The following is a 25,004-nucleotide window of genomic DNA, read 5'->3' on the forward strand; positions in this document are numbered from 1 at the left end:
CCGTGTCGATCCTCATCACGTCAGTCAAACCCTTTGGTGGCGAACCCACCGACATCGCTATTGACGGCGGGCGAATCGTTTCACACGTCGACAACCCGGATAACACGATCGACGGATCCGGCCTCATCGCCCTTCCCGGCCTGGTGGACCTGCACACGCACCTGCGCGAACCCGGCAAAGAAGACGCCGAAACCGTGCTCACCGGGTCACAGTCGGCTGCCCGAGGTGGGTACACGTGCGTCCACGCGATGGCCAACACGCAACCGGTAGCAGACAACGCTGGAGTAGTTGAACAGGTGTGGAACCTGGGACGCCAGGCAGGCTACACCGAGGTCGTTCCCATTGGCGCTGTCACGGTAGGTCAAGAAGGTACCGCGTTGGCGGAGCTCGGGGCCATGTCGTCCTCGGAAGCCGGGGTTCGCATCTTCTCCGACGACGGCCTGTGTGTCCACGACCCACTGCTCATGCGCCGGGCGCTGGAATACGTCAAATCGTTCAACGGGATCATCGCGCAACACGCGCAAGAACCACGCCTCACCGAAGGCGCCCAAATGAACGAAGGCGTAGTCAGTGCCGAACTGGGACTGCCCGGCTGGCCCGCAGTGGCCGAAGAAGCCATCATCGCCCGCGACATCCTTCTGGCAGAACACGTGGGATCCCGCCTCCACGTGTGCCACCTGTCCACCAAAGGCTCCGTAGAGCTTGTCCGCTGGGCAAAGTCACGGGGAGTCAACGTCACCGCCGAAGTCACCCCACACCACCTCATGCTCACTGACGAGTTAGTCCGCTCCTACGACCCCGTCTACAAAGTGAACCCGCCACTGCGCACAGAAGCAGATGTGAAGGCGGTGCGCGACGGCCTAGCAGACGGAACGATCGACATTGTTGGAACGGACCACGCACCGCACACCGCCGAGCACAAGTGCGCCGAATGGACCGCCGCCGCAATGGGCATGGTGGGAATGGAAACAGCTTTGGCCATCGTTGTCGAAGCCATGAAAGACCACGACTTCGACTGGCACGACGTAGCCCGCGTGATGAGCGCCAGGCCCGCCCAGATTTCTGGGCTCACCACGCACGGTTCACTGGATACGGGTGCAGCGGCCAACATCGTCCTGATCGACCCAGCGGCTGACGTGACCATAGAACCGAACGACCACGCGACTCTGGGTCGCAACAACCCGTTCAAGGGCTTCAAGGTTGACACTCAAGTCGTCCACACCTTCCTGTACGGCGCCCACGTTGTACGAAACGGGGAACTCGCTGAACCACACCCCATCTCAGGAGGTGGCCAAGCGTGGATCGCCTGATTCCAGCCCTCATACTTCTAGCTGTCCTGGCCGTTCTGTTCTTCCTCATGTGGAAGGGCTGGAAGAACCGCCAAGCGTCACAGACACACATCCCTGAACCACCCAGGCCCACGGGCGAACCATCCGGACCCGGGCACCCAGGGATGTACGTCGCCACCACGTACGCAACGGATCCCCTTGAACGCATCAACGTCCACCACCTCGGCGTGCGCACCAACGGGACCCTGCACATTGAGGACGACCGCGTGGTGTTCATGCTCGACGGGATCGACGGAATTGAAATCCCGTTCACCGCGATTGACCAGGTCACCACAGCATCCGGGATGGTTGGCAAGTTCGTTGAAAAAGACGGCCTAGTGGTGATCGTATGGACCCTGGGCGACACGCAGGTCGCCACCGGTTTCCGACCACGTCTGGCCCACGCACGCACAGAAATTCTTGAAAGTTTAGCCCTGACAGAGAAGGTGAAATGAGCACTTTTGAACCTGCGGTCCTAGTCCTAGAAGACGGTTCCGTCTACGAAGGCTCCGCATACGGTGCACGAGGAACAACCTTTGGCGAGGCGGTATTTGTCACCGCAATGACCGGGTACCAAGAAACCCTCACCGACCCCTCTTACCACAAACAAGTGGTCATCCAGACGTTCCCACACGTGGGAAACACCGGGGTCAACGACGAAGACGACGAATCACGCGACTACTGGGTCGCAGGCTACGTCGTACGCGACGCCTCCCGCATCTCGTCGAACTGGCGCTCCACCGAAGACCTCGAAACCCGCCTCAAGCGCCTGGGCATCGTGGGAATCTCGGATGTGGACACGCGTGCACTCACCCTCAGGTTGCGTGAAGAAGGGTCCATGCGCGTAGGTATCTTCTCAGGGGAAGAAGCGTCACACGACCACGCCGCACTGCTCGAACAGGTCAAAGCCCAACCCCGTATGGAAGGTTCGGCTCTGGCAGGGGAGGTGAGCACCACCTCGGCGTACACCGTGGAAGCTCAAGGCGAAAAGAAATTCACCGTCGTTGCCTACGACCTGGGCATTAAGGGACGCTCACCATTCCACCTGGCCGCCCGCGGCATGGAAGTCCACGTGGTACCCGCAACCACCACGTTCGAAGAACTCCAGTCCTACAACCCAGACGGTGTGTTCTTCTCCAACGGCCCCGGTGATCCCGCAACCGCAGACCACCAAGTCGAGGTGCTCACCCGCGTGCTGGAAGAAAAGATTCCCTTCTTTGGAATCTGTTTTGGAAACCAGCTGCTGGGCCGCGCTCTGGGATTCGACACATACAAACTCCGGTTTGGACACCGCGGCATCAACCAGCCCGTCATGAACGTTGAAACCGGACGGGTCGAAATCACCTCACAAAACCACGGATTCGCCGTGGACGCACCCATCGGGGACCCCGTGACCGCACCCAACGAGAAGTTCGGGCGCGTGCAGGTGAGCCACATCGGGCTCAACGACAACGTGGTAGAAGGGCTCGCCTGCCTAGACATCCCAGCGTTCTCCGTACAGTTCCACCCGGAAGCCGCCGCGGGACCCCACGACTCAGAAAACCTTTTCGACCGGTTCGCTCGCATCATGAGCGACGCATAAGGAGGACCCGTGCCACTGCGCAAAGACCTACAGTCAGTTCTTGTCATCGGTTCGGGGCCCATCGTCATTGGCCAGGCCTGCGAATTCGACTACTCCGGTACCCAGGCGTGCCGCGTGTTGCGGTCAGAAGGCCTGCGCGTCATCTTGGTCAACTCGAACCCAGCCACCATCATGACCGACCCGGACATCGCCGATGCCACCTACGTCGAACCGATCGACCCCGAAGTCATCGAAGCGATCATCGCAAAGGAACGCCCAGACGCGCTTCTGCCCACCCTGGGTGGACAAACCGCACTCAACGCGGCCATCAACCTGCACAAGGCCGGCGTACTCGAGAAGTACGGTGTCGAACTCATCGGTGCCGACGTCGACGCAATTGAACGCGGCGAAAACCGCCAACAGTTCAAAGACGTCGTCGAAGCCTGCGGTGCTGAAGTGGCCCGCTCCCGCATCGCCCACACCATGGACGAATGCCTCGACGCAGCCAAGGAACTGGGCTACCCCATGGTGGTGCGCCCGTCGTTCACCATGGGTGGCCTGGGCTCTGGAATGGCGTACAACGAGGACGACCTGCGTCGCATCGCAGGCGACGGTCTGCACGACTCACTCACCAACGAGGTGCTGCTCGAAGAGTCGATTCTGGGGTGGAAAGAGTACGAACTCGAACTCATGCGCGACCGCAACGACAACGTCGTGGTGGTGTGTTCAATCGAAAACTTCGACCCGGTAGGCGTCCACACGGGTGACTCCATCACAGTCGCACCCGCCATGACGCTCACCGACGTCGAATTCCAGAAGATGCGCGACATCGGTATCGCGATTATCCGCGAAGTTGGCGTGGACACGGGTGGCTGCAACATCCAGTTCGCCATCAACCCCGACAACGGGCGCATCGTCGTCATCGAAATGAACCCGCGCGTGTCCCGCTCGTCGGCTCTTGCGTCGAAGGCCACCGGCTTCCCGATCGCAAAGATCGCCGCCAAACTGGCCGTGGGCTACTCGTTGGACGAGATCCGCAACGACATCACCCAAGAAACCCCGGCGTCGTTCGAACCTGCCCTGGACTACGTTGTGGTCAAGGTTCCACGCTTCGCGTTCGAGAAGTTCCCGGCCGCCGACCCCACCCTCACAACCACCATGAAGTCCGTGGGTGAAGTCATGGCGCTGGGTCGCAACTTCACCACAGCGCTGCAAAAGGCCATGCGTTCCATGGAACAGAAGGGCTCGCAGTTCGACTTCACTAAGCGCCTTGACCTGGAGGACGCGGACGTCAAGAAGCAGGTGCTGGCCCAACTGGCCCACCCAACCGCGGAACGCATCCACACCGTGATCACGGCGCTGAATTCTGGCATGAGCATCGAAGAGATCCACGAAGCCAGCGACATCGACCCGTGGTACTTGGACCAGATGAAGCTTCTGTGTGAGGTCGCCGAGGTCGTTCGCACCCAGGATCTGTCCCCGCAGGTTCTGAAGTTGGCTAAGCGTCACGGCTTCTCGGACGAACAAATTGGGGCGTTGCGTCACCTGGACGCCCAAGTGGTGACAGGCGTTCGCCACGCACTGGGCATTCGCCCGGTCTACAAGACCGTGGACACGTGTGCAGGCGAATTTGCCGCACACACGCCGTACCACTACTCGAGCTACGACCAGGAAACCGAAGTCCAACCACGCGACCGCGAAGCCGTGATCATCCTGGGCTCCGGTCCCAACCGAATCGGTCAGGGAATCGAGTTCGATTATTCGTGCGTCCACGCCACGATGGCGCTTGCCGAAGCCGGCTACGAAACCATCATGGTCAACTGCAACCCCGAAACCGTTTCCACCGACTACGACACGGCCGACCGTCTGTACTTTGAACCACTGACGTTCGAAGACGTTATGGAGATCTACAACGCAGAACTGGCGGCCGGACCTATCAAGGGAGTCGTATGTACCCTGGGTGGCCAGACCCCGCTGGGCCTTGCGGCTCGTCTGAAAGTAGCCGGTGTTCCCGTTTTGGGTACCCAACCCGAAGCCATCGACCTGGCCGAAGACCGCGGCGAATTCGGACGCGTTCTGGACCAGGCCGGTCTGCGTGCTCCAAAGCACGGAACCGCCACCACGTATGCAGAAGCTGAAACGATCGCCGAATCGATTGGCTACCCGGTTCTGGTTCGCCCGTCCTACGTGCTGGGTGGGCGCGGTATGCAGATTGTGTATGACAACGCCCAGTTGCGTTCGTACATGGATTCCGCGACCGAGGTGTCACCCACCCGCCCCGTCCTGGTAGACCGGTTCTTGGAAGACGCTGTCGAAATCGACGTTGACGCGCTGTTCGACGGCGAAGACCTCTACATCGGTGGCGTCATGGAACACATCGAGGAAGCGGGCATCCACTCGGGTGACTCAGCATGTGTCCTCCCTGCGATCACCCTGGGCGAAAACGTACTCAAGCGTGTGCGGTCCGCGACCCGCGCGATCGCAGAAGGCACCGGAGTGCGCGGTCTGCTCAACATCCAGTTCGCAATCGCAGCCGACGTTCTGTACGTCATCGAGGCAAACCCCCGCGCATCGCGTACGGTTCCTTTCGTATCCAAGGCCACGGGTACACAGCTCGCCAAGGCGGCCGCGAAGATTGCCGTGGGCGACACGATCGCGTCGATGCGTGGAACGCTACTGGAGGCCGAAGATGACGGTTCCTATGTGAACTTGGACCGCCCAGTTGCCGTGAAGGAAGCGGTTCTTCCATTCCGCCGCTTCCGCGACACCGACGGACGTGTTGTCGACTCGATTCTTGGCCCCGAGATGCGCTCAACGGGTGAAGTCATGGGTATCGCCCCCACCTTCCCAGTGGCGTTCGCGAAAGCCGAGATGGGAGCAGGTGCTTCGCTTCCGACTCAGGGTCGCGTGTTCGTTTCGGTTGCTGACCGTGACAAGCGTGCAGCGGTTCTGCCCGTGAAGAAGCTCATCGACATGGGCTTTGAAGTGATCTGCACAGAAGGCACCGCTGCAGTCATGGCACGCTACGGCATCGAAACCGTGGCCATGAAGAAGTACTTTGAACTCCAAGACGGCGAACGATCGATCCTGGACGACATCGCAGAACGCAAGATCGACCTGGTGGTCAACGTGCCGTCCGGACGTCAAGAACGCGCCGATGGATATGAAATCCGTGCAGCAGCGACGGCGGCACCTCTGCCGATTCTGACCACAACGGCCGAATTCGCGGCAGCGGTGTCCGCGATCGAAGCGATCCGCACGGCTGACTTCGGAGTCGCATCCCTGCAGGACTGGGCATGAGTTTCGCGCATCTGTGGCAATCGGCCATCGCGCGTAACCCGCTGTGTGTGGGCATCGACCCAGCTCCCGCCACGCTCGCAGCGTGGGGTCTGGAAGATTCGCCAGAAGGGCTGGCTTCATTCGCCACCACCATGTTGGAGCAATGCCACATGGAGGCGTGGTGCGTGAAGCCTCAAGCCGCGTTCTTTGAACGTCACGGCGCAGCCGGGATCGCAGTGCTGGAAAGCGTCCACCGCATTGCCAAGGACCTGGGCATGGTCGTCATCACCGACGCCAAGCGTGGAGACATTGGGTCCACCATGGACGGTTACGCCGACGCCTACCTCAATCCGGCCAGGCCACTTGCCACAGATGCGCTCACCGTGTCGCCATACTTGGGTACCGACAGCCTCACCTCGGTGTGTAAAGCCGCCGAAAAATACGGAACCGGGTTCTTCGCCCTGGCTCTCACGTCCAATCCGTCTGGGCCACAGGTGCAACATGCTCAGAACAATGGGACCGCCGTTGCCGCCCAGGTCTTTGAAACGGTACACAACTTCAACGAATCCGTTGGCGCACCGCTGGGCGGACTGGTCGTCGGTGCCACGATCGGTGACGCGGCACGCAAACTCGGAATCGACCTCGGCGCTTTTAACGGGCCCATTCTGTCACCGGGTTACGGGGCGCAGGGTGCAACTGTTGAGGACCTGCACACGGTATTCGGGAACGCGTTCGACAAAGTTTTTGTCAACGTCTCTCGAGGCATTTCAAATTCTGGACCCAAGAAAATAAAGCACCATATTCGAACAATTAGTAGCGAAATTCGTGGTGAAGCCCTATAGACTGACCGTAAGTTTCTTCTGGCTTAGGAGTACACGGTGGCACTAGAACCATTGACACCAGAACAACGGTCAGCAGCTCTGGAAAAGGCATTCCAGGCTCGACAAGCCCGAGCAAGAATCAAAGCTGAACTCAAAGAGGGAAAGACGTCTTTGAAGACGGTTTTGGACAAAGCTGTTGTCGACGAAGCATTGAGCAAGATGAAGGTCGTTGACCTACTCAGGTCCATCCCGGGTGTAGGGGAGCGGCGCGCACATGGGATCATGGAAGAAGTAGGGATCGCCCTGTCGCGTCGCATCAAAGGCCTGGGTATCCACCAAAAAGCAGCACTCTTGGAGAAATTCGACAACGCATGACACCACGACTCACCGTTCTCACTGGACCTTCCGCGGTAGGTAAAGGCACCGTTGGTGCGTATATCCGGGAACACTTTCCCCACGTGTGGTTCTCCGTTTCGGCTACCACGCGTGACCCGCGGCCCGGTGAGATCGACGGTGTGCATTACCAGTTCGTGTCGCCGGCTGAATTTGACCACATGGTGAAGTCCGGGCAAATGCTCGAAACCGCTGTGGTCCACGGCCGTAACCAGTACGGCACACCAAAAGAACCGGTCATGCAGGCGTTGGACGAAGGTAAGTACCCACTTCTGGAGATCGACCTTGCCGGAGCACGCCAAGTCAAGGAGCGCATGCCGGAAGCACGCTTCATCTTCTTGGCCCCACCCAGCTGGGACGAACTCGTGCGCAGGCTCGTGGGCCGTGGCACGGAATCAGAAGAAGAACAAGCCCGTCGCTTAGAAACCGCGAAAGTCGAATTGGCCGCCGAAGACGAGTTTGACCACACCGTGGTCAACAACGATGTTAGAACTGCGGCCCAAGAACTAGTAACATTGATGGGGCTGTCTATTGACAACCCCGAAAACTGAGCCGGAACTGCTATCGCGTTCCGCAAACCTAGATGGAGAATGAGTGTCCGTTCAACCTGAAGGCATCACCAACCCGCCTATTGACGACCTGCTCGAAAAGACCGAATCCAAGTACGAACTGGTCATCGAAGCATCCCGTCGTGCACGCCAGATCAACGCGTACTACGCACAGCTCCAGGAAGGTCTGCTCGAAAACGTGGGTCCGCTGGTGACACCAGAACCCAACGAGAAGCCTCTGTCGATCGCACTGCGTGAAATCGACGAAGACAAGATCATCATCCGCGAGGCAACCGAAGCCGACTTCGAAACTCCGGAACCTGAACCTGCTGCTACCGACGACCTCGGTTTCACTTTTGACCAGGACGTCGAAGCCTAAGTGAATATCGTTCTGGGAGTCGCCGGGGGCATCGCCGCGTACAAAGCGTGCCATGTGGTCCGGTTGCTCAAAGAACAAGGGCACAGCGTGCGTGTCGTGCCCACCGAGGCGGCCCTGAAGTTCGTGGGAGCCCCCACTTGGGAAGCGCTGTCGGGCCAACCCGTGGCCACCGACGTTTTTGACCGCGTCGAAGAAGTCCAACACGTCAACGTGGGACACGGCGCCGACCTCGTGATCGTTGCGCCCGCAACCGCCGATCTTCTTGCCCGTGCCCGAGCCGGCATGGGCAATGACATGCTCACAGCCACCCTGCTTGTGACCACCTGCCCCGTGGTGTACGTGCCGGCGATGCACACCGAAATGTGGCTCAACCCAGCCACGCAAGACAATGTTGCGACCTTGCGCGACCGCGGTGCTCATGTCATGGAACCCGCATCGGGTCGTCTGACAGGGGCGGACTCCGGCCCCGGGCGTTTGCCTGAACCAGCAGACATCGTTGAGTACGCGCTTTCGAAGGCGGGGGAGACACCTCCGGTTGGAAACCACGCTCTCGCTGGAACTCGCGTGTTGATTTCCGCCGGTGGAACCCGCGAACCCCTGGACCCCGTGCGCTACTTGGGCAACCGCTCTTCAGGAAAACAAGGCGTTGCCTTGGCACAGGTTGCCCTGGAACTGGGCGCTCACGTGACCGTATGTGCGGCAAACATCGCCAGCGATGTACTTGAGCCCATCCGTGGCCGAGCCACGATCGTGCCAGTCGAAACCACCGCGGAACTTCATGAGCAATGTGTGGCGCACGGAGAAAAGTCCGACCTCATCATCATGGCAGCCGCCGTCGCAGATTACCGGCCGGCAGAAATCGCTGAACACAAGATGAAGAAGTCCGGCGATGACGGCATGACGCTGTCCTTGGTTCAGAATCCAGACATCCTCAAAGACCTTGTCGCACGGTTCGGTGACACCAAAAACATTGTGGGCTTCGCCGCCGAAACGGGAACAGCCGACGACACACCCGAAACTCTGGCTCAACAAAAACTTTTACGCAAAGGGTGTCGTGCGCTGGTGTTTAACAGCGTGGCACAGGGGGCAGTGTTCGGTGACGATGCCACCTCGGTCATTGTGTACGAGCGCCACGGAAGCCAGGTACGTGAGCTTGTACGCGCCTCAGGTTCCAAGCAGGAAGTGTCACGCGTTGTCATGGAGTCGGTAGCTCAGTTGCTGCCCAGCTAGACTGTCTGTCGTGAAAAGCTTGCGTTACTTTACTTCCGAATCGGTTACCGAAGGGCACCCCGACAAAATCTGCGACCAGATTTCTGACGCAGTTCTGGACAATCTGCTGGCGCAAGACCAGCGGTCCCGTGTCGCAGTCGAAACCCTGGTCACAACCGGCCTCGTTCACGTAGCCGGTGAAGTTACTACCGATGGCTACGCCGATGTGGCCACGATTGCACGTGACGTCATCACCGGAATCGGATACACCAACTCAGACATGGGATTCGACGGGCACTCGTGCGGTGTCACCGTGTCGATCGGCTCGCAGTCCACCAACATCTCCGACGGTGTCACCACCTCGATCGAAGCCCGCGCCGGCGGGAACGATCCACTGGAACGTCTGGGCGCTGGAGACCAAGGACTCATGTTCGGATACGCCGACAACGCGACTTCTGAACTCATGCCCATGCCTATCCACCTCGCCCACCGCATGTCCCAACGACTCTCCGAAGTGCGCAAGAACGGCACCGTGGACTATCTGCGACCCGACGGCAAAACTCAGGTGACGATCGGCTACGACGGCGACAAGGCCGTGAGCGTGGACTGCGTGGTGCTGTCCTCGCAGCACGCGGAAGGTACCGACCACCGCCAACTGGAAAGCGACATCCGCGAGCACGTCATCAACCCCATCTTGGCAGACTCCGGACTGGACACCTCGGGCACGGAATTCTGGATCAACCCCGCAGGGCCCTTCACCGTGGGTGGCCCAATGGGTGACGCGGGGCTCACCGGCCGCAAGATCATCGTGGACACCTACGGCGGTTTCGCCCGTCACGGAGGTGGCGCGTTCTCGGGTAAGGACCCATCCAAGGTGGACCGCTCGGGCGCCTACGCGATGCGGTGGGTCGCCAAGAACGTCGTGGCAGCCGGACTGGCCGACCGCGCTGAAGTTCAGGTGGCCTACGCGATCGGGAAGTCGCACCCCGTGGGCTTGTACGTAGAAACGTTCGGCACGGAAAAAGAAGACCCCGCGCGCATCGAAAAAGCGATCGATGAAGTGTTCGACCTGCGACCGGCAGCCATCATTCGCGAACTCGCGCTCAACCGCCCCATCTACAACCTGACCAGCACGTATGGTCACTTTGGGCGCGAACTTCCCGAATTCACGTGGGAAAACACCGACCGCGCAGAAGCCCTCACACAAGCAATCTAAACCACGGTCCCTGCCCGCGGTGGCGACGCCGGGATAACCACTAGACTCGAAGAATGGAATTACCCGGCTTCGACCACCAGTTGCGGATACGTGGGGGACTCACCCCGGCGCCGTCCCAACCCGTCGCGGCCGTCCTCCTGGAAACGCCCGTGCCGCACTTAGCGCGCACGTTCGACTACGCGGTCACCGACACCCTGCACGACGAAGCCCAACCGGGTGCGCGAGTGCGCGTGAAGTTTTCCGGCCGGCTCATGAGCGGGTTCATCGTGGCGCGCACGGACACTACCGATCACGACGGCGAACTCCACGCCTTGGAGCGCGTCACCTCACCCGTGCCAGTTCTCACGCCCGAACTTCTGGACCTGTGTACCTCGCTTGCGAACAAGTATGCGGGAACTGTCCCGGACGTAGTCCGGCTCGCCATCCCACCCCGCCACGCGGGCGGCGAGAAGACAGCGTTAGGGGCGGACACCTCGGCGACCCCCACCTTCACCGACCTCCCCGCGCCCATAGCCGACAGCGAAACGGACTTCCTCACCGCCTTGCGCACGTGGGTGCAGGCGGATGGGCTGGTGCCCGGACCTCGGGCGGCGTTCGCGGTGCCACCGGGGGAGCGGCCCGGGTTGGGGTGGGTGCATGCCGCCCTGCGGGCCACCGCCGAGGTCGTCGCGGCTGACCGCTCCGTGCTTATTGTGGTGCCCGACCAGTCCAGTGTCGAAGCCGTGACGTCGTTGCTGGGCCCGGCTGCCGTGACACTCACGCACGAACAAGGCCCGCAAGCACGCTGGTCGGCCTGGGTGAAAGCCGCGACCGGGAAGGCGCGCGTGGTGGTGGGCACCCGTGCCAGCGCGTATGTTCCCATGCCGGATTTGGGTCTCATCGTCATGTGTTTTGACGATGAGGACGCGTTCATCGAACCCAGGGCGCCTTACTGCCATGCCAGAGCTGTTGTGTGTGAACGTGTCGCGCAGACGCAGGTAGCCACCCTGTTCGTTGATCACGCACGTAGCGTCGACGTGCAACGCCTGGTGGACGCGGGGTGGATGGGTGACGTGACGCTGCCACGCCCACGGATGCGGGAACTCACACCGGTGGTCCTGGACTCGGGGTTCACCCGGTCAATCGCCGACTTCTCTTCGCTACCCGAACGGGCCTTCGACCTCATGCGCCAAGCACTGGGCCGGGCAAAAACCCAAGGGCTTGTGGGTCCGGTGCTTGTGCAAGTTCCGCGCACCGGATACATCACGCTTGTGGTGTGTGAGCGGTGCCGCGAAACCGTGCGCTGCTCATGTGGAGCACCCATCAAGGCGGCCAGTGTGACCGGCCCGTTTGCGTGTTCCGCGTGCGGGAACCGCATCGACCAGGTGACGTGCGAATGCGGGTCGACCCGATTCCGTTCGGCCGGCCAAGGCTTGGAAACCGTCCACTACGAGCTGGGGCGCGCATTCCCCGGCGTGCCTGTTGTGCGCAGTGGCGGTGACCGGATTATTTCGCGCGTGGACCCCGAACCGCAGATCGTCGTGGCCACCACCGGCGCTGAGCCGTACACGGAAGGCGGGTACGCTCTGGCACTGCTCTTTGACACGCTGTGGCCCGGCCCCAGTTTGCGCTCCACGCAAACCGCAATCGCCCGTCGCATGCGAGCCGTCAACCTGGTGCGTCCCGCACCCGGGCGCGTTCTAGTGCTGGACGAAAACCCCGACATCATCCGCACACTTGTCCACTACGACCCCGTGGGATGGGCTCAGCACGAACTCGAGATCCGCGAGGAACTGGGCATGCCACCCGTGGTGCGCACCGGTGAAGTGTCCGGGACGCGCGCCGTCGTTGACCAAACGCTGGCTCAACTGAAGGCCATCGACGGGGTGAAACTGTTCGAAGAACGCGAAGGACCACCCCGCTCCCACTACACACGCAACAGCACAGACGACGACGCAACTATCACCGCCGTCATCGGTATCGAACGACACGCGTCCGCCCAGGTGACGGAACTTCTCAAGCGGATTACCACCTCGGCGATCATGCACGGCAAACCCGCCCCCCGCATCCGGATAGACGACCCCGACGCCCTGTAGCATGGAGGGCGTGAGAATCGTCTTTGCTGGAACCCCATCCGTCGCAGTGCCCGCACTCCACGCCCTGCGTGAACACCACAACGTGGTCGCCGTGCTCACCCGGCCCGACGCGCCGGTGGGACGCAAACGCATCATGACCCCCAGCCCGGTCAAAACCGCGGCCCTGGACGCCGGAATCGACGTGATCGAAGCGTCACAGGTCAACGACGAGGTGTGTGAACGCATAGCCCAGTACCAGCCAGACGCCGGAGCCGTTGTGGCCTACGGGGCGCTTCTGAAAGACAACGCGCTTTCGCTACCCACGCACGGCTGGTTCAACCTGCACTTCTCCATGCTCCCGGCTTACCGCGGCGCCGCACCCGTGCAATGGGCGCTCATCAACGGCGACACGACAACCGGCCTCACCGTGTTCCAACTGGACCGGGGCATGGACACCGGGCCGGTGCTGGACCAACGCGAATACCCGCTACCCAGCAAAGACGCTGGCGACATGCTCGAAGAGTTCGCCCACGCTGGAGCACAGCAACTCACACAGGCGCTCACGCGACTCGAAAACGGTGACGCCACTTTGGAACCACAATCGGGCGAGGCGACGTACGCACCCAAGCTCAGCGCGCAAGACGCACACCTGAACTTCGCCCTGCCGGCCCGCGAACTCGTGGCCCGCAGCCACGGCGTGTCACCCATGCCAGGGCCGTGGTCAACGATCGACGGCAAACGCGCCAAACTCGCCGGGCTCAGCGAAACCCAGGTTCAGGTTCCGGCAGGGGAGATCCGCGAACTCGACGGCCAGATTCTCATCGGAACGGGAACCACCGCAGTCCAGGTAGAACGCATCCAGCCGTTTGGAAAACCCATGATGGACGCCCACGACTTTGTGCGCGGCAACGCCAACGCCGTGTTTGACGTAGAAGGACAGTAACGTGACAGACGCATCAGATCGCAAGAATAACTCGCGTGGCTCGCGCGGAGGTCGTGGGCCAGGGGGCCGCGGCCGAGGTGGTAAGAAGTTTCAGGGTCACCGGGAACGTCCCAAGGCGAACCCCCGGGTGATCGCGTGGGAGGTTCTGCGCGATGTGGACCTCAACGATGCGTACGCAAACTTGTTGTTGCCCGCTAAACTTGAGCGCACACGCATGAGTGGGCCGGATGCGGCCATGTGTACGGAAATGACGTACGGAACCCTGCGTGCCCGACGGTTCTACGACGCCATCATCGAAAAAGTGTCTGACCGTCCCGTTGATCAGATCGAAGCCGCCGTGCTCAACGCAATGCGCCTTGGCGCCCATCAAATCCTGGCCATGCGCGTGGCAGATCACGCTGCCGTCTCTGAAACCGTGGGCGTGATCAGCAAGAACGCTGACAGTAAGATTGCGAACCGCGCCGCCGGGTTCGTCAACGCGATTCTGCGCCGGATCACGGAGAAGTCCCGCGAAGAATGGCTCGAGGTCGTGACTGAAGGGCTCAGTGACGACGAACGCCTGGAAATCTCCACCTCCCACCCGGCCTGGATCATTCGGTCACTTCGCCAAGCACTTGTTGCCAACGGGCGAAACGCCGAGGAACTCACACAACTGCTCGAAGCCCACAACACGCCTGCCCGCGTGTGCCTATCCGTTCTGGACGGAACCCGCGACCAGGTAGCGCAGAAGCACGGCGAACCCACCGAACTCTCGCCCATCGGAGTGACCCTCACCCACGGCGACCCCGCGCACGTGGATGCCGTTGCCAGCGGGCACGCCCGGGTTCAGGACGAAGGGTCACAGCTCGTCGCCCTGGCGCTCGTGGAAGCGGAAGCCCACGAAGACCCTTCTGACCCATGGCTTGACCTGTGCGCGGGCCCAGGAGGAAAGACCTCGGTGCTGGCCGCGCACGCGGGCAACAAGAAGGTGGACGCGGTCGACGCCTCGGCACACCGTACGGAACTCGTGAAAGACTCCACCCGCGCGTTCGACAACGTGCAGGCAGTTAACGACGACGGTCGCGAATTCGCGGCGGCCCACCCCAACACGTACGCCAGGGTGCTGGTCGACGTGCCGTGCTCCGGCCTCGGAGCGCTCCGACGTCGCCCCGAAGCCCGGTGGCGCCGCAAACCCAGCGACATTGGCGCGCTTGGGGGAGTCCAACGCGATCTTCTGCGCACTGCGATCGAAGCCACCAAATCCGGCGGGGTCATCGCCTACACCACATGCTCACCGCACGTGGCAGAAACCCTGATGGTGATCGAAGACATCGTGAAGAAGCAGCCGGTGACGGTCATGGACGCCCCCGAGGTGGTTGCCCAGCTGTCCGGAAAGCCGGCCCAAACTTTTGAATCAGCAACCGTAGCTTCCGGACGTGTGGTGCAACTGTGGCCACACATCCACTCGACCGACGGAATGTTCCTAGCCCTTCTGAAGAAAGACTGAGCCGTGAAAATTCACCCTTCTATTCTTTCTGCCGACTTCGCCAACCTCGAAACCGAACTCAAGCGCATCAGCAACGCCGACATGGCCCACGTCGATGTCATGGACAACCACTTCGTGCCCAACCTGACATTTGGCCCACCGGTGGTTGAACGGATCAAAGCCGTGTCGCCGGTTCCCATCGACGCTCACCTCATGATCGCCGACGCCGACCGCAACGCACCCGTGTACGCAGAAATGGGGTGCGAATCCGTGACGTTCCACCTCGAAGCCGCTACCGCTCCCGTGCGTCTAGCCCGGGAACTGCGCCGGCTGGGTGCGCAAGCCTCGGTGGCAATCAAGCCGGCCACCCCAGTCGAGCCGCTGTTCGACCTGTTAGGGGAGTTCGATCAAGTGCTCATCATGACGGTGGAGCCAGGCTTTGGCGGCCAGAAGTTCCTGGACGTGTGCCTGCCCAAGGTGAAGCGTCTGCGTGCAGCGATCTCCGAGCAGAACATGAAGGTCAACATCCAAGTTGATGGCGGAATCTCAGCTTCAACCTTGGACCAAGCAGTCGAAGCCGGGGCCAACGTTTTTGTCGCAGGCTCTGCCGTGTACGGAACCGAAAACCCCGCAGCCACGATCGACGAACTGCGCGCCCAAGCACTGGCTCACCAGTAATGGAACTTTTCACATGGCTCAACACACCGGTTTTTGAACTGCTGGGCAAACCGGTCCCGTGGTCCGACTTCCTGGGCAACATCTTCGCTCTACTGACCGTGTACCTGGCGCTCAAACGCAACATCTTGTCGTGGCCGGTGCAGATCCTGGGATCAGTACTCCTGTTTTCTGCGTCGGTGTCTGCTCACTTAGGCGGTAATGCGAGTCGGCAGGTGGTCATCATCATCGCCGCGGTGTGGGGCTGGATGACGTGGAAGAAGAGCCACGAAGAATCCGGTGAAGTGCGCGTGCGCTGGGCAACTGCGCGTGAACGCGTGGTGCTAGTGGTCGCCCTGCTCGTGGGCACGCTGGGCTTCGGATACATTTTGCACCTGGGCAACTGGTCGTGGAACCCGTTCCCGGACGCGTATATCTTCGTGGGCTCGCTGGTAGCCATGTACGCGCAAGGAAAAGCCGTCGTCGAATTTTGGTTCGTTTGGCTGGCAGTTGACCTGGTGGGAATTCCCCTAGCCATCATGGGTGGTCTGCTGTTTTCCGGGATCGTGTATTTCATCTTCCTCATCATGGTGATTGTGGGAATCGTGGACTGGGCAAAACGGAGCCGGCAGACCGTGACCCATCCCTCATCTCGGGCCACCACATTCACGTCAGATGACGTGTACTAGCATGAAGGCGTGAAGACTTTTGACGAGCTTTTTGCAGAACTTCAGCACAAAGTTGAAACAGGGGACCCGGACTCCTCAACCGTGAAAGAACACGCCGCTGGAGTCCATGCGATCGGGAAGAAGATCGTGGAAGAAGCCGCCGAGGTGTGGATGGCTGCCGAACACGAAACCGTCGAAGAATTCACCGCCGAAGCGGCCCAGCTCATTTACCACGTCCAGGTCATGATGCTCGCAAAAGGTGTCAGCCCAGAAGACGTGTACAAACAGCTTTAGCAGGAGATCCCATGTTGCGAATTGCCGTACCCAACAAGGGTGCGTTGTCAGAAGCGTCCGCGCACATGCTGCGAGAAGCTGGCTACCATCTGCGATCCAACACCAAGACGCTGGTCCACCGCGACAGCGAAAACGACGTGGAGTTCTTCTACCTGCGCCCGCGCGACATCGCGGTGTATGTAGGTTCGGGGATCCTGGACCTGGGCATCACAGGGCGTGACCTGTTGGCCGAATCGGCAGCGGATGCCCACCAGATCATGGAACTGGGCTTTGGCGCTTCCAGGTTCCACTACGCATCCCTCCCCGGGACCTTCAACAGTGTGCACGACCTGGAAGGCAAACGGATCGCCACCAGTTTCCCCACCTTGGTGAAACGGCACCTGGACGAACACGGCGTCAACGCGCAAACCGTCAAGCTCGACGGTGCCGTGGAAGTGTCGATTGAACTGGGTGTCGCCGACGCTATCGCCGATGTCGTCGAAACCGGGTCGACCCTGCGTCAAGCTGGTCTGGAAACCTTTGGGGACCCCATCATGCATTCGCAAGGGGTTCTCATCGCGCGCGACGGAGTGGAAGACAAAGACCTTCCCGAACGCGCCCACGTTCTTCTGCGTCGCCTCAAATCCGTGAGCGTTGCACGCACCTACGTCATGATGGACTACGACATCCGGGTCAAAGACTTAGAACGCGCAACCGAACTCACTCCAGGGCTGGAAAGCCCCACGGTCTCAACTCTGCAAGACCCCGAATGGTGCGCGGTGCGTTCCATGATTAAAACCAAGGACGTCCACGCAGTCATGGACAAGCTGTACGACGTTGGGGCCCGCGCGATTCTGGTGACCAACATTGGCGCCTGCAGAATTTAAACCCTTCAGAGCTCGCAAGGTGCGTGCGCTGTGCTTCACGCTCGCACCTATTGTGGTGCTGGCCTATCTGGCACTCTCGATTGCCTTAACGGTCATCGAATGGAAGTCCTGGCACGGCTACGACATCGTGTGGATGAACCTGCTTGGACTGCTCTTCGGATTCGTTGTGTGGCGTGTGGGAGCAATTGAAGCGCGCCCCAGCCCCACAGGCCTCACCGTCCGCAACATCTTCTCCACCCACTTCTACGAGTGGAACCAAATCATCGACGCCCACCTGCCCTTAAGTTCCTCCTGGGCAGTCTTGGACCTCAACGACGGAACAACCACCTCGGTCATGGCCATCCAACACTCAGATGCTGGGCGGGCACGGAGCGAGATCAACCGATTACGTACACTCATCGAAACCAACACGAAAGGCGAGCAATGACAGGACCACTGACCGGATACACTGTTGTAGACCTCTCACGCGCATTGGCTGGCCCGCACGCGGGACAATTGTTCGGCGACTTGGGAGCACGGGTCATCAAAGTCGAAAACCCGGCTGCCGGAGACGACACGCGCTCATGGGGCCCACCCTTCGTGGGGCCGGAAGACAACCAGCAAGCCACGTATTTCTTGTCGTGTAACCGCAACAAGGAATCCATCGCGCTGGACCTCAAGAGCGACGACGGAAAAGACGTCCTCACCAAGCTCATTCGCAAAGCCGATGTTCTCATTGAAAACTTCCGCGTAGGCGTTCTTGCGCGTCTGGGCTTTTCGACCGAACAGCTGCACGAAATCAACCCGCGCCTGGTGATTCTGCAAATCACCGGCTTTGGCCACGACGGACCCGAAGCGATGCGTGCGGGCTACGACCAGATCGCGCAAGGTGAAGCCGGGCTCATGAGCCTGACCGGACCCGATAAGGACAACATGCAGCGCGTGGGTGTCCCCATTGCGGACCTTCTGGCAGGTATCCACGGAACCCTGGGTGTTTTGGCGGCCCTGCTGGAGCGCGAGCGCACGGGTCAGGGAAAGGTGGTGCGCACCTCGCTCATTTCTGGCATGGTGGGCGTTCACGCCTTCCAGGGAACCCGCGCAACCGTGGCACACGAAACCCCGCTGCCCGGTGGCAACCACCACCCATCGATCTCACCGTACGGCATGTTCAACTGCAAGGACGGTGCGGTACAAATTTCGGTGGGTAATGAACGCCTGTGGCAGAAGTTCTGTGACGCTTTTGGTTTGGACGCGGGCGCCGAAGGGATGGCGACCAACACCGAACGTGTGACCAACCGTCCCGCTGTGACCGCGGCCGTGGAAGAGAAGTTTGGACAGTACCCGGCTCAGGAGTTGCTTGAGAAGCTCTCCGAGGCCGGTATCCCTGCGGGTAAGGTACGGACCCTTCCCGAGGTGTATGAATGGGAGCAGGCTCTGTCCCAGCACCTGAAGATCTCCGTTGACCACCCCGTGTTGGGCGACATTGATCTGCCCGGTCCAGCCATCCGGTTCTTTGACGTGGACGGGGGAGCCGAAACCGAAACCACCCGCCTTGAACATCAGGCTCCTCCTCTTCTCAACGCGGATGACGAGAAGATCCGCGCATGGATCGAGGAAGCATGAAACGCCTCTCAGTTTCCGAGCTCCTCGACATCGTTGTAGACCCAGGCACGTTTCAAAGTTGGGACGAAGAACCGATTGTCCCCGCGGGAGGGATTTCCGAGGACTACGCGGCTGACCTTGAGGCGGCACGCGAGAAGTCCGGGGTTGACGAAGCCGTTGTCACCGGCGAAGGCATGGTGAAAGGCCGGCGCGTGGCCCTGGTCGCGTGTGAGTTCCGGTTCCTCGCCGGCTCGATCGGTGTGGCGGCAGCCGAACGTTTAGTGCAAGCGATTGAGCGCGCAACGGCCGAAGGGCTTCCGGTTTTGGCGGGCCCGGCCTCGGGCGGAACCCGCATGCAAGAAGGAACAGTTGCGTTCCTTTCGATGGTCAAGATCACCGCGGCCGTCCACGCTCACCGCAAAGCAGGTCTGCCATTCCTGGTGTACCTGCGCCACCCCACAACCGGAGGTGTGTTCGCCTCCTGGGGTTCGCTGGGACACTTCACCGTGGCCGAACCCGGAGCCCTCGTGGGCTTCCTGGGACCACGCGTGTACGAACAGATCTACAACCAGAAATTCCCTGAAGGCGTGCAGACTTCAGACAATCTGCACCGCCACGGAATTATCGACGGAATCATTGGGCCCGAACGGATTCCGGAGACCGTCTCCAAGGTCCTGGGAATCCTCATGGGTGCCCGCGAAGTCCCCAGCCCTGTAGCCGACCCACACACGGCCCCGGAAGTTGAGCCCAAAGACACGCACGCGTGGGACATCATCACCGCGTCGCGCAACCCAGACCGGCCCGGTGTGCGCGAACTCCTGCGGTGGGGTGCCAGCGATGTAGTGCCACTGTCTGGAACCGGCCAAGGTGAAAGTGACCGAGGTCTGCTCCTGGCTCTGGCTCGCTTTGGGTCGGCGCCCGCGATCGTTCTGGGACAAGACCGACGCCGTCAGCGTAGCCACGAACCCATGGGCCCGGCGGCACTTCGCCAGGCCCGCCGCGGAATGGCCCTGGCTGGTGAACTGCACATTCCTCTTGTCACTGTCATCGACACGCCCGGTGCGGCGCTGTCGAAGGCGGCCGAAGAAGGTGGGCTCGCAGGTGAAATCGCGCGATCGCTGTCGGACCTGGTGACGCTCAAAGCGCCCACCGTGTCACTCATCATGGGTGAAGGATCCGGCGGCGGAGCACTCGCACTCATTCCCACGGATAGGGTTCTCACCGCACAGAACGGCTGGCTGTCGCCGCTTCCGCCGGAAGGGGCCTCGGCGATTGTGTACCGGGACACCGAACACGCTGCCGAGATGGCGCAATACCAAAAGGTGCAGGCGGAACACTTGAAAGCCAACGGAATTGCCGACCGCATTATTGCGGAAAAGCCCGACGCAACCGATGAGCCGCAAGAGTTCGTCAAGCGGGTGGCATCAGCTCTCGAGTACGAAATCATCGACCTCATGCGCAAACCCATCCACCGACGCTACGGCCAGCGTCTGGACCGGTACCGGGCACTGGGGCTGTAATGTCGCTCGCAGCTCGTGTCATTCCGTGCCTCGACGTCAAAGACGGTCGAGTGGTCAAGGGCGTGAACTTCATGGACCTCCGCGACGCCGGAGACCCCATCGAATGTGCCCGCGCCTACGCGGCTGAAGGCGCCGACGAACTGGTGTTCCTCGACGTCACAGCGTCCAGCTCCGGCCGCGCACCCACCTATGACATGGTCAACCAGGTGGCCCAAGAAATCTTCATCCCGTTCGCCGTGGGAGGTGGCATCCGGTCGTGTGACGACGTCGACCGCATGTTGCGCGAAGGTGCGGACAAAGTGGGGGTGAACACGGCTGCTATCGCACGTCCCGAACTCATCTCGGAGATCGCCAGGCGCTTTGGCAACCAAGTGTTGGTGTTGTCAGCCGACGTTCGCAGATCACCCGCGACCACCTCGGGCATGGAAGTCACCACGCACGGCGGGCGCACGGGAACGGGGATCGACGCGCTGGAGTGGTTGGCGCGAGCCCAGGATCTGGGAGCCGGCGAAATCTTGCTCAACAGCATGGATGCAGACGGCACCAAAAAGGGATTCGACCTCGAGATGATCGAACAGGCACGCCAGGTCGTGGACCTGCCACTCATCGCCTCCGGTGGGGCCGGCGCGGTCGAACACTTTGCGCCGGCGATTCGCGCAGGAGCCGACGCCGTGCTCGCAGCCAGCGTATTCCACTTTGGGGACTTCACGATCGGGGACGTGAAAGCGGAACTGAAACGCGAAGGAATCGACGTTCGATGAGTGAAATTGCAGTAACGGACGTGTCCTACGGCCCTAACGGGCTGGTGCCTGCAGTCGTGCAAGACACGCACACAAAGGACGTGCTCATGCTCGCCTGGATGAACGAAGAGGCCCTGCGTCTGACTCTGACAACGGGCAAGGCCACGTACTGGTCACGGTCACGACAACAGCTCTGGGTGAAAGGTGAAACCTCCGGGCACACGCAGAAGGTAGTGAGCGTGCACGTGGATTGTGACGCTGATACCGTTCTTCTCGAAGTTGAACAGACCGGGGCCGCATGCCACACGCTCACACCCACGTGCTTCACAGGAAGAAGGCTCAATGCAGATGACGTCACTGAGTGAGTTCACGCGCTTAGGCGATAAACACAGAATCGTCCCGGTGTACGCCACCGTGTTGGCTGACAACGAAACGCCACTGTCGGTGTACCGCAAGATCACACGAGGCAACCCCGGCGAGTTCCTGCTTGAGTCCGCTTCAAACGGGACGTGGTCACGGTACTCCTTTGTGGGGCGTAACCCTCTGGCCACCATCACTGCTGACGCCAACGGTGAGGTCGTGTGGTTGGGCGAGGTTCCCGAAGGTGCGCCTACGCAGGGTGACCCGTTGTCAGTAGTGGAAGATGTGCTCGAGCTTCTGCAGGCGGCTCCGCACCCATCTTTGCCGCCCATGATTTCGTCCTTAGTGGGGTACTTGGGTTGGGACATTATCCGGCGCATTGAAAACCTGGGGCCCAGCCCGTTGCGCGAGGACGCGCTTCCAGAACTGTCCATGTCGATTCCCGGCGACGTGGTGATCGTAGACCACTACACCAACGAGCTCACGTTGGTGGCCAACGTAGTCAACGTCAACGGTGAAGAGTCCGGAATCGAAGCGGCCTATCAACGTGGGGTTGAGCGGGTTGAACGTCTGCTGGCCGATATCAACACGTCCAGTGACCCGTCCTTGAGCGTCTACACGCGACCCACCCCAGAGGTCTCGTACAGGACGGAACCCGCGGATTACTTGGCAGCGATCGACGAAGCGAAGAAGCGGATTGTCGACGGCGATATTTTCCAAGTGGTGCTGGGGCAGCGATTCGACATGGACGTGGACGCCACACCACTTGACGTGTACCGCATGTTGCGCAACACCAACCCCAGCCAGTTCATGTACATCATGAACATGCCGGGAGTCGACGGCGACGACTTCACTGTCATCGGCTCGTCCCCGGAAGCGTTGGTGACCGTGAAAGACTCTGAAGTTGTTACCCACCCCATTGCGGGGTCGCGCCCACGTGGCACTACGGATGCGCAGGACGCCGCGCTGGCTCGCGAGCTCTTGGCTGATGAGAAGGAACGCGCTGAACACCTCATGTTGGTGGACCTTGCGCGCAACGACCTGGCCAAAGTGTGTGTTCCCGGGACCGTTGACGTGGTCGAATACATGGAGATTGAACGGTACAGCACCATCATGCACATCGGATCCACGGTCACGGGTCAGTTGCGCGACGGTGTGACGGGCGTGGACGTCGTCAAGGCCACGTTTCCCGCCGGCACGCTGTCAGGGGCTCCCAAGCCGTCGGCCCTTCGGATCATTGACGAACTCGAAACCGTCTCCCGCAACGTGTATGGCGGGGTCGTGGGGTACATGAGTTTCGCGGGTGACCTGGACTTGGCGATCGCGATCCGCACCGGTGTCATGCGCGCAGGCACACTCACGGTGTACGCCGGCGCCGGAATCGTGGCCGACTCCGATCCAGAATCAGAACTCACGGAATCGAAAAACAAGGCCGCCTCCGTGCTCAACGCCGGCGCGGCCGCGAACACCCTCGGTTCTGTGGGGACACGCGGGGAGGACGAGTGAAACGCTCAACCGCCGTGGTGGCCCTGCTTGTGTGTGCCGGGGTGATGTGGGTGCTGGGTTCCCAGAATTGGGGCGCCGAGGTCGTGAATCAGACACCCGAGGGCGTCCAGGATGTGGGCAGTGAGGCGGTGACGAACCGTGTGGGCATTGCTTTGGCAGCGGTGGCTGCTGTTTTGGCTGTTCTACTCGCGATGGTGGGGCGGTTTGGCCGGTGGGTCGTCGCTGTGATGTACGCGTTGAGCTCCATGGTGTTTGCTGTTGTTGCGGTTGCTCAAACCGATGCAGGCATTCTGCGGTGGGCAGGCCTTGCCGTGGGTGTTCTGGGGGCTGGACTGAGCCTGTTTATCGCACGCGCTTCAGGAGACTGGACCACGCGCAACAAGTACGACCGTGACGCGCACACGTCTACCGACGAGCCCGACTCTGTTTCCGACTGGGACGCGCTCACCAGAGGAGAAGACCCCACGTGATGCAGGCGGGTCGGTTTTCTAAACCTGAGAACTCCATGAGACAATGACCGCGAGACCAGCATAAGGAGAAGAATGAAATCTCAGTACCGCAACGGGGCCTTTGACCTCGACAAGTCAACAATTGACTACGAAGCGATTCAAGACCCCGGCCACGGACACTCGGTTGCAGGCTGGGTGCCAGCAGTCATGGTGATGCTTGCAGCGATTTCCGGAACCATTGGTTTCGTGTTTGGCCCCTTCATGCTGGTGTGGGTTGGCGTAGGTCTGGTTGTTTTGGCAATTCTTCTGGCCCCCATCCTCCACAAGGCAGGTTTGGGACCTAAGAAGCACCACAACACGCTAGCCAAGTGAGCGTACTTAACAGCATTATTGATGGAGTCCGAGCCGACCTTGCAGAACGTGAGGCTCGGATTTCTCTTTCGGAGTGCAAGAAGCGCGCAGATGACGCAAGCCCGGCACTCCCTTTTCTCCCCGTTGAAGAATTCGGGTTGATCTGCGAAGTCAAACGCTCCTCACCCTCAAAAGGGCACTTGGCGGACATCAGCAACCCCGCTGAACTGGCCGCCCAGTACGCGGCCGGGGGAGCGCTAGCGATCAGCGTGCTCACCGAACAGCGACGCTTCAACGGAAGTCTGGACGACCTCGACGCTGTGCGCGCAGCCGTGAACATTCCCATCCTGCGCAAGGACTTCACCGTCACGGAATACCAGATCTATGAAGCGCGTGCTCACGGTGCTGACCTCGTCCTCCTCATGGCATCTGCCCTGGACGATACGCAACTGAAAGATTTCTACGCACTCAGCAACGACCTCGGGATGACAGCCCTGGTTGAAACCCACACGCCAGAAGAGATGGAACGGGTGCGGGCGCTGGACGCGGGGCTCATTGGTGTCAACGCGCGCAACCTCAAGGACCTCAGCGTCGATACTGCGCGCGTGGCTCCTATCATGTCGGACGCACCGCAGGGAGCAACTCTGGTTGCGGAGTCCGGTGTGGAATCCGTCGAGGATATCCGCACATACGCAGTTGCCGGTGCTCATGTGGTGCTCTGTGGTGAAGCGCTCGTGAAAGCGGGCGACCCCAGGGCGTCGGTTGAAGAATTTACACGCGCTGGACGTCAGTAAGTCCGCGCCTGTCAGGAAGGTACAT

26 protein-coding genes are annotated in these 25,004 nt (G+C 60.8%); all 26 read left to right on the top strand.

The window, feature by feature from the left end:
• Positions 1-2 precede the first annotated feature (2 nt).
• The 26 genes from JOE56_RS10615 to trpC all read left to right on the top strand — a co-directional run bounded on the left by JOE56_RS10615 (position 3) and on the right by trpC (position 24,979).
• On the top strand, positions 3-1,310 hold the full coding sequence (locus JOE56_RS10615) for a dihydroorotase (RefSeq protein ID WP_204515939.1): 1,308 nt from the start codon (positions 3-5) through the stop codon (positions 1,308-1,310).
• Positions 1,298-1,783: a PH-like domain-containing protein gene (locus tag JOE56_RS10620; protein ID WP_204515940.1), complete on the top strand. Its 486-nt coding sequence runs from the start codon at positions 1,298-1,300 to the stop codon at positions 1,781-1,783. Before JOE56_RS10615 ends, JOE56_RS10620 begins: the two co-directional genes overlap by 13 nt.
• Entirely contained in the window at positions 1,780-2,910 is a 1,131-nt protein-coding gene (gene carA / locus JOE56_RS10625) for a glutamine-hydrolyzing carbamoyl-phosphate synthase small subunit (RefSeq protein ID WP_204515941.1), read from the top strand. Before JOE56_RS10620 ends, carA begins: the two co-directional genes overlap by 4 nt.
• Before the next feature lie 9 nt (positions 2,911-2,919).
• Positions 2,920-6,189: a carbamoyl-phosphate synthase large subunit gene (carB, locus tag JOE56_RS10630; RefSeq protein WP_204515942.1), complete on the top strand. Its 3,270-nt coding sequence runs from the start codon at positions 2,920-2,922 to the stop codon at positions 6,187-6,189.
• Entirely contained in the window at positions 6,186-7,010 is an 825-nt protein-coding gene (gene pyrF, locus JOE56_RS10635) for an orotidine-5'-phosphate decarboxylase (protein WP_204515943.1), read from the top strand. Before carB ends, pyrF begins: the two co-directional genes overlap by 4 nt.
• A gap of 36 nt (positions 7,011-7,046) precedes the next feature.
• Positions 7,047-7,364 carry an integration host factor, actinobacterial type gene (mihF, locus tag JOE56_RS10640; RefSeq protein ID WP_204515944.1) on the top strand — a complete coding sequence of 106 codons (318 nt, stop codon included), beginning with the start codon at positions 7,047-7,049 and terminating at the stop codon, positions 7,362-7,364.
• Entirely contained in the window at positions 7,361-7,933 is a 573-nt protein-coding gene (gene gmk, locus JOE56_RS10645; RefSeq protein WP_204515945.1) for a guanylate kinase, read from the top strand. Before mihF ends, gmk begins: the two co-directional genes overlap by 4 nt.
• A gap of 43 nt (positions 7,934-7,976) precedes the next feature.
• Positions 7,977-8,309 (top strand): DNA-directed RNA polymerase subunit omega, encoded by a 333-nt coding sequence (gene rpoZ, locus JOE56_RS10650; protein WP_204515946.1) that lies wholly within the window; start codon positions 7,977-7,979, stop codon positions 8,307-8,309.
• Entirely contained in the window at positions 8,310-9,539 is a 1,230-nt protein-coding gene (coaBC, locus tag JOE56_RS10655; protein WP_204515947.1) for a bifunctional phosphopantothenoylcysteine decarboxylase/phosphopantothenate--cysteine ligase CoaBC, read from the top strand. It begins immediately after the preceding gene.
• Between the two features lie 10 nt (positions 9,540-9,549).
• Positions 9,550-10,734 carry a methionine adenosyltransferase gene (metK, locus tag JOE56_RS10660; RefSeq protein WP_204515948.1) on the top strand — a complete coding sequence of 395 codons (1,185 nt, stop codon included), beginning with the start codon at positions 9,550-9,552 and terminating at the stop codon, positions 10,732-10,734.
• Between the two features lie 53 nt (positions 10,735-10,787).
• Positions 10,788-12,809 carry a primosomal protein N' family DNA-binding protein gene (locus JOE56_RS10665; RefSeq protein WP_204515949.1) on the top strand — a complete coding sequence of 674 codons (2,022 nt, stop codon included), beginning with the start codon at positions 10,788-10,790 and terminating at the stop codon, positions 12,807-12,809.
• Between the two features lie 10 nt (positions 12,810-12,819).
• The gene (fmt, locus tag JOE56_RS10670) at positions 12,820-13,731 is read left to right on the top strand and encodes a methionyl-tRNA formyltransferase (RefSeq protein ID WP_102238072.1); all 912 of its coding nucleotides are present in this window, start codon (positions 12,820-12,822) and stop codon (positions 13,729-13,731) included.
• Position 13,732: 1 nt separating this feature from the next.
• Positions 13,733-15,217: a transcription antitermination factor NusB gene (locus tag JOE56_RS11690; protein ID WP_204515950.1), complete on the top strand. Its 1,485-nt coding sequence runs from the start codon at positions 13,733-13,735 to the stop codon at positions 15,215-15,217.
• A 3-nt stretch (positions 15,218-15,220) separates the two neighbouring features.
• A complete protein-coding gene (gene rpe, locus JOE56_RS10680; RefSeq protein ID WP_102238070.1) occupies positions 15,221-15,874 on the top strand; it encodes a ribulose-phosphate 3-epimerase in 654 nt (217 codons plus the stop codon).
• Positions 15,874-16,539 (top strand): nicotinamide riboside transporter PnuC, encoded by a 666-nt coding sequence (gene pnuC, locus JOE56_RS10685; RefSeq protein WP_102238069.1) that lies wholly within the window; start codon positions 15,874-15,876, stop codon positions 16,537-16,539. Before rpe ends, pnuC begins: the two co-directional genes overlap by 1 nt.
• 9 nt (positions 16,540-16,548) lie before the next feature.
• On the top strand, positions 16,549-16,812 hold the full coding sequence (locus JOE56_RS10690) for a phosphoribosyl-ATP diphosphatase (protein WP_102238068.1): 264 nt from the start codon (positions 16,549-16,551) through the stop codon (positions 16,810-16,812).
• 11 nt (positions 16,813-16,823) lie between these two features.
• On the top strand, positions 16,824-17,678 hold the full coding sequence (hisG, locus tag JOE56_RS10695; RefSeq protein WP_102238067.1) for an ATP phosphoribosyltransferase: 855 nt from the start codon (positions 16,824-16,826) through the stop codon (positions 17,676-17,678).
• 19 nt (positions 17,679-17,697) lie between these two features.
• Positions 17,698-18,105: a PH domain-containing protein gene (locus JOE56_RS10700; RefSeq protein WP_204515951.1), complete on the top strand. Its 408-nt coding sequence runs from the start codon at positions 17,698-17,700 to the stop codon at positions 18,103-18,105.
• The gene (locus JOE56_RS10705; protein WP_204515952.1) at positions 18,102-19,280 is read left to right on the top strand and encodes a CaiB/BaiF CoA transferase family protein; all 1,179 of its coding nucleotides are present in this window, start codon (positions 18,102-18,104) and stop codon (positions 19,278-19,280) included. The genes JOE56_RS10700 and JOE56_RS10705 overlap by 4 nt, the downstream gene beginning before the upstream one ends.
• Positions 19,277-20,779, top strand: coding sequence for a carboxyl transferase domain-containing protein (locus JOE56_RS10710; RefSeq protein WP_204515953.1), 1,503 nt, complete (start codon positions 19,277-19,279; stop codon positions 20,777-20,779). Before JOE56_RS10705 ends, JOE56_RS10710 begins: the two co-directional genes overlap by 4 nt.
• Entirely contained in the window at positions 20,779-21,540 is a 762-nt protein-coding gene (hisF, locus tag JOE56_RS10715; RefSeq protein WP_204515954.1) for an imidazole glycerol phosphate synthase subunit HisF, read from the top strand. The genes JOE56_RS10710 and hisF overlap by 1 nt, the downstream gene beginning before the upstream one ends.
• Positions 21,537-21,884 carry a phosphoribosyl-AMP cyclohydrolase gene (gene hisI, locus JOE56_RS10720; RefSeq protein ID WP_204515955.1) on the top strand — a complete coding sequence of 116 codons (348 nt, stop codon included), beginning with the start codon at positions 21,537-21,539 and terminating at the stop codon, positions 21,882-21,884. Before hisF ends, hisI begins: the two co-directional genes overlap by 4 nt.
• A complete protein-coding gene (gene trpE, locus JOE56_RS10725) occupies positions 21,862-23,385 on the top strand; it encodes an anthranilate synthase component I (protein WP_204515956.1) in 1,524 nt (507 codons plus the stop codon). Before hisI ends, trpE begins: the two co-directional genes overlap by 23 nt.
• Positions 23,382-23,855 carry a Trp biosynthesis-associated membrane protein gene (locus tag JOE56_RS11695; RefSeq protein ID WP_204515957.1) on the top strand — a complete coding sequence of 158 codons (474 nt, stop codon included), beginning with the start codon at positions 23,382-23,384 and terminating at the stop codon, positions 23,853-23,855. Before trpE ends, JOE56_RS11695 begins: the two co-directional genes overlap by 4 nt.
• Before the next feature lie 72 nt (positions 23,856-23,927).
• Complete coding sequence (locus JOE56_RS10735; protein WP_204515958.1) at positions 23,928-24,206, top strand: HGxxPAAW family protein; 279 nt, start codon at positions 23,928-23,930, stop codon at positions 24,204-24,206.
• Positions 24,203-24,979 (top strand): indole-3-glycerol phosphate synthase TrpC, encoded by a 777-nt coding sequence (trpC, locus tag JOE56_RS10740; RefSeq protein WP_204515959.1) that lies wholly within the window; start codon positions 24,203-24,205, stop codon positions 24,977-24,979. Before JOE56_RS10735 ends, trpC begins: the two co-directional genes overlap by 4 nt.
• Positions 24,980-25,004: the final 25 nt, after the last annotated feature.

It is taken from the genome of Brevibacterium paucivorans, from assembly GCF_016907735.1.
Taxonomy (GTDB): Bacteria; Actinomycetota; Actinomycetes; order Actinomycetales; family Brevibacteriaceae; genus Brevibacterium; species Brevibacterium paucivorans.

Bases quoted from the DNA above. Each gene is read 5' to 3' on its own strand.
- JOE56_RS10735 (WP_204515958.1), top strand. From the start codon at position 23,928: ATGAAATCTCAGTACCGCAACGGGGCCTTTGACCTCGACAAGTCAACA.
- hisI (WP_204515955.1), top strand. From the start codon at position 21,537: ATGAGTGAAATTGCAGTAACGGACGTGTCCTACGGCCCTAACGGGCTG.
- JOE56_RS10705 (WP_204515952.1), top strand. From the start codon at position 18,102: ATGACAGGACCACTGACCGGATACACTGTTGTAGACCTCTCACGCGCA.
- JOE56_RS10665 (WP_204515949.1), top strand. From the start codon at position 10,788: ATGGAATTACCCGGCTTCGACCACCAGTTGCGGATACGTGGGGGACTC.
- carA (WP_204515941.1), top strand. From the start codon at position 1,780: ATGAGCACTTTTGAACCTGCGGTCCTAGTCCTAGAAGACGGTTCCGTC.
- trpE (WP_204515956.1), top strand. From the start codon at position 21,862: ATGCAGATGACGTCACTGAGTGAGTTCACGCGCTTAGGCGATAAACAC.
- pnuC (WP_102238069.1), top strand. From the start codon at position 15,874: ATGGAACTTTTCACATGGCTCAACACACCGGTTTTTGAACTGCTGGGC.
- hisF (WP_204515954.1), top strand. From the start codon at position 20,779: ATGTCGCTCGCAGCTCGTGTCATTCCGTGCCTCGACGTCAAAGACGGT.
- gmk (WP_204515945.1), top strand. From the start codon at position 7,361: ATGACACCACGACTCACCGTTCTCACTGGACCTTCCGCGGTAGGTAAA.
- JOE56_RS10710 (WP_204515953.1), top strand. From the start codon at position 19,277: ATGAAACGCCTCTCAGTTTCCGAGCTCCTCGACATCGTTGTAGACCCA.
- pyrF (WP_204515943.1), top strand. From the start codon at position 6,186: ATGAGTTTCGCGCATCTGTGGCAATCGGCCATCGCGCGTAACCCGCTG.
- hisG (WP_102238067.1), top strand. From the start codon at position 16,824: ATGTTGCGAATTGCCGTACCCAACAAGGGTGCGTTGTCAGAAGCGTCC.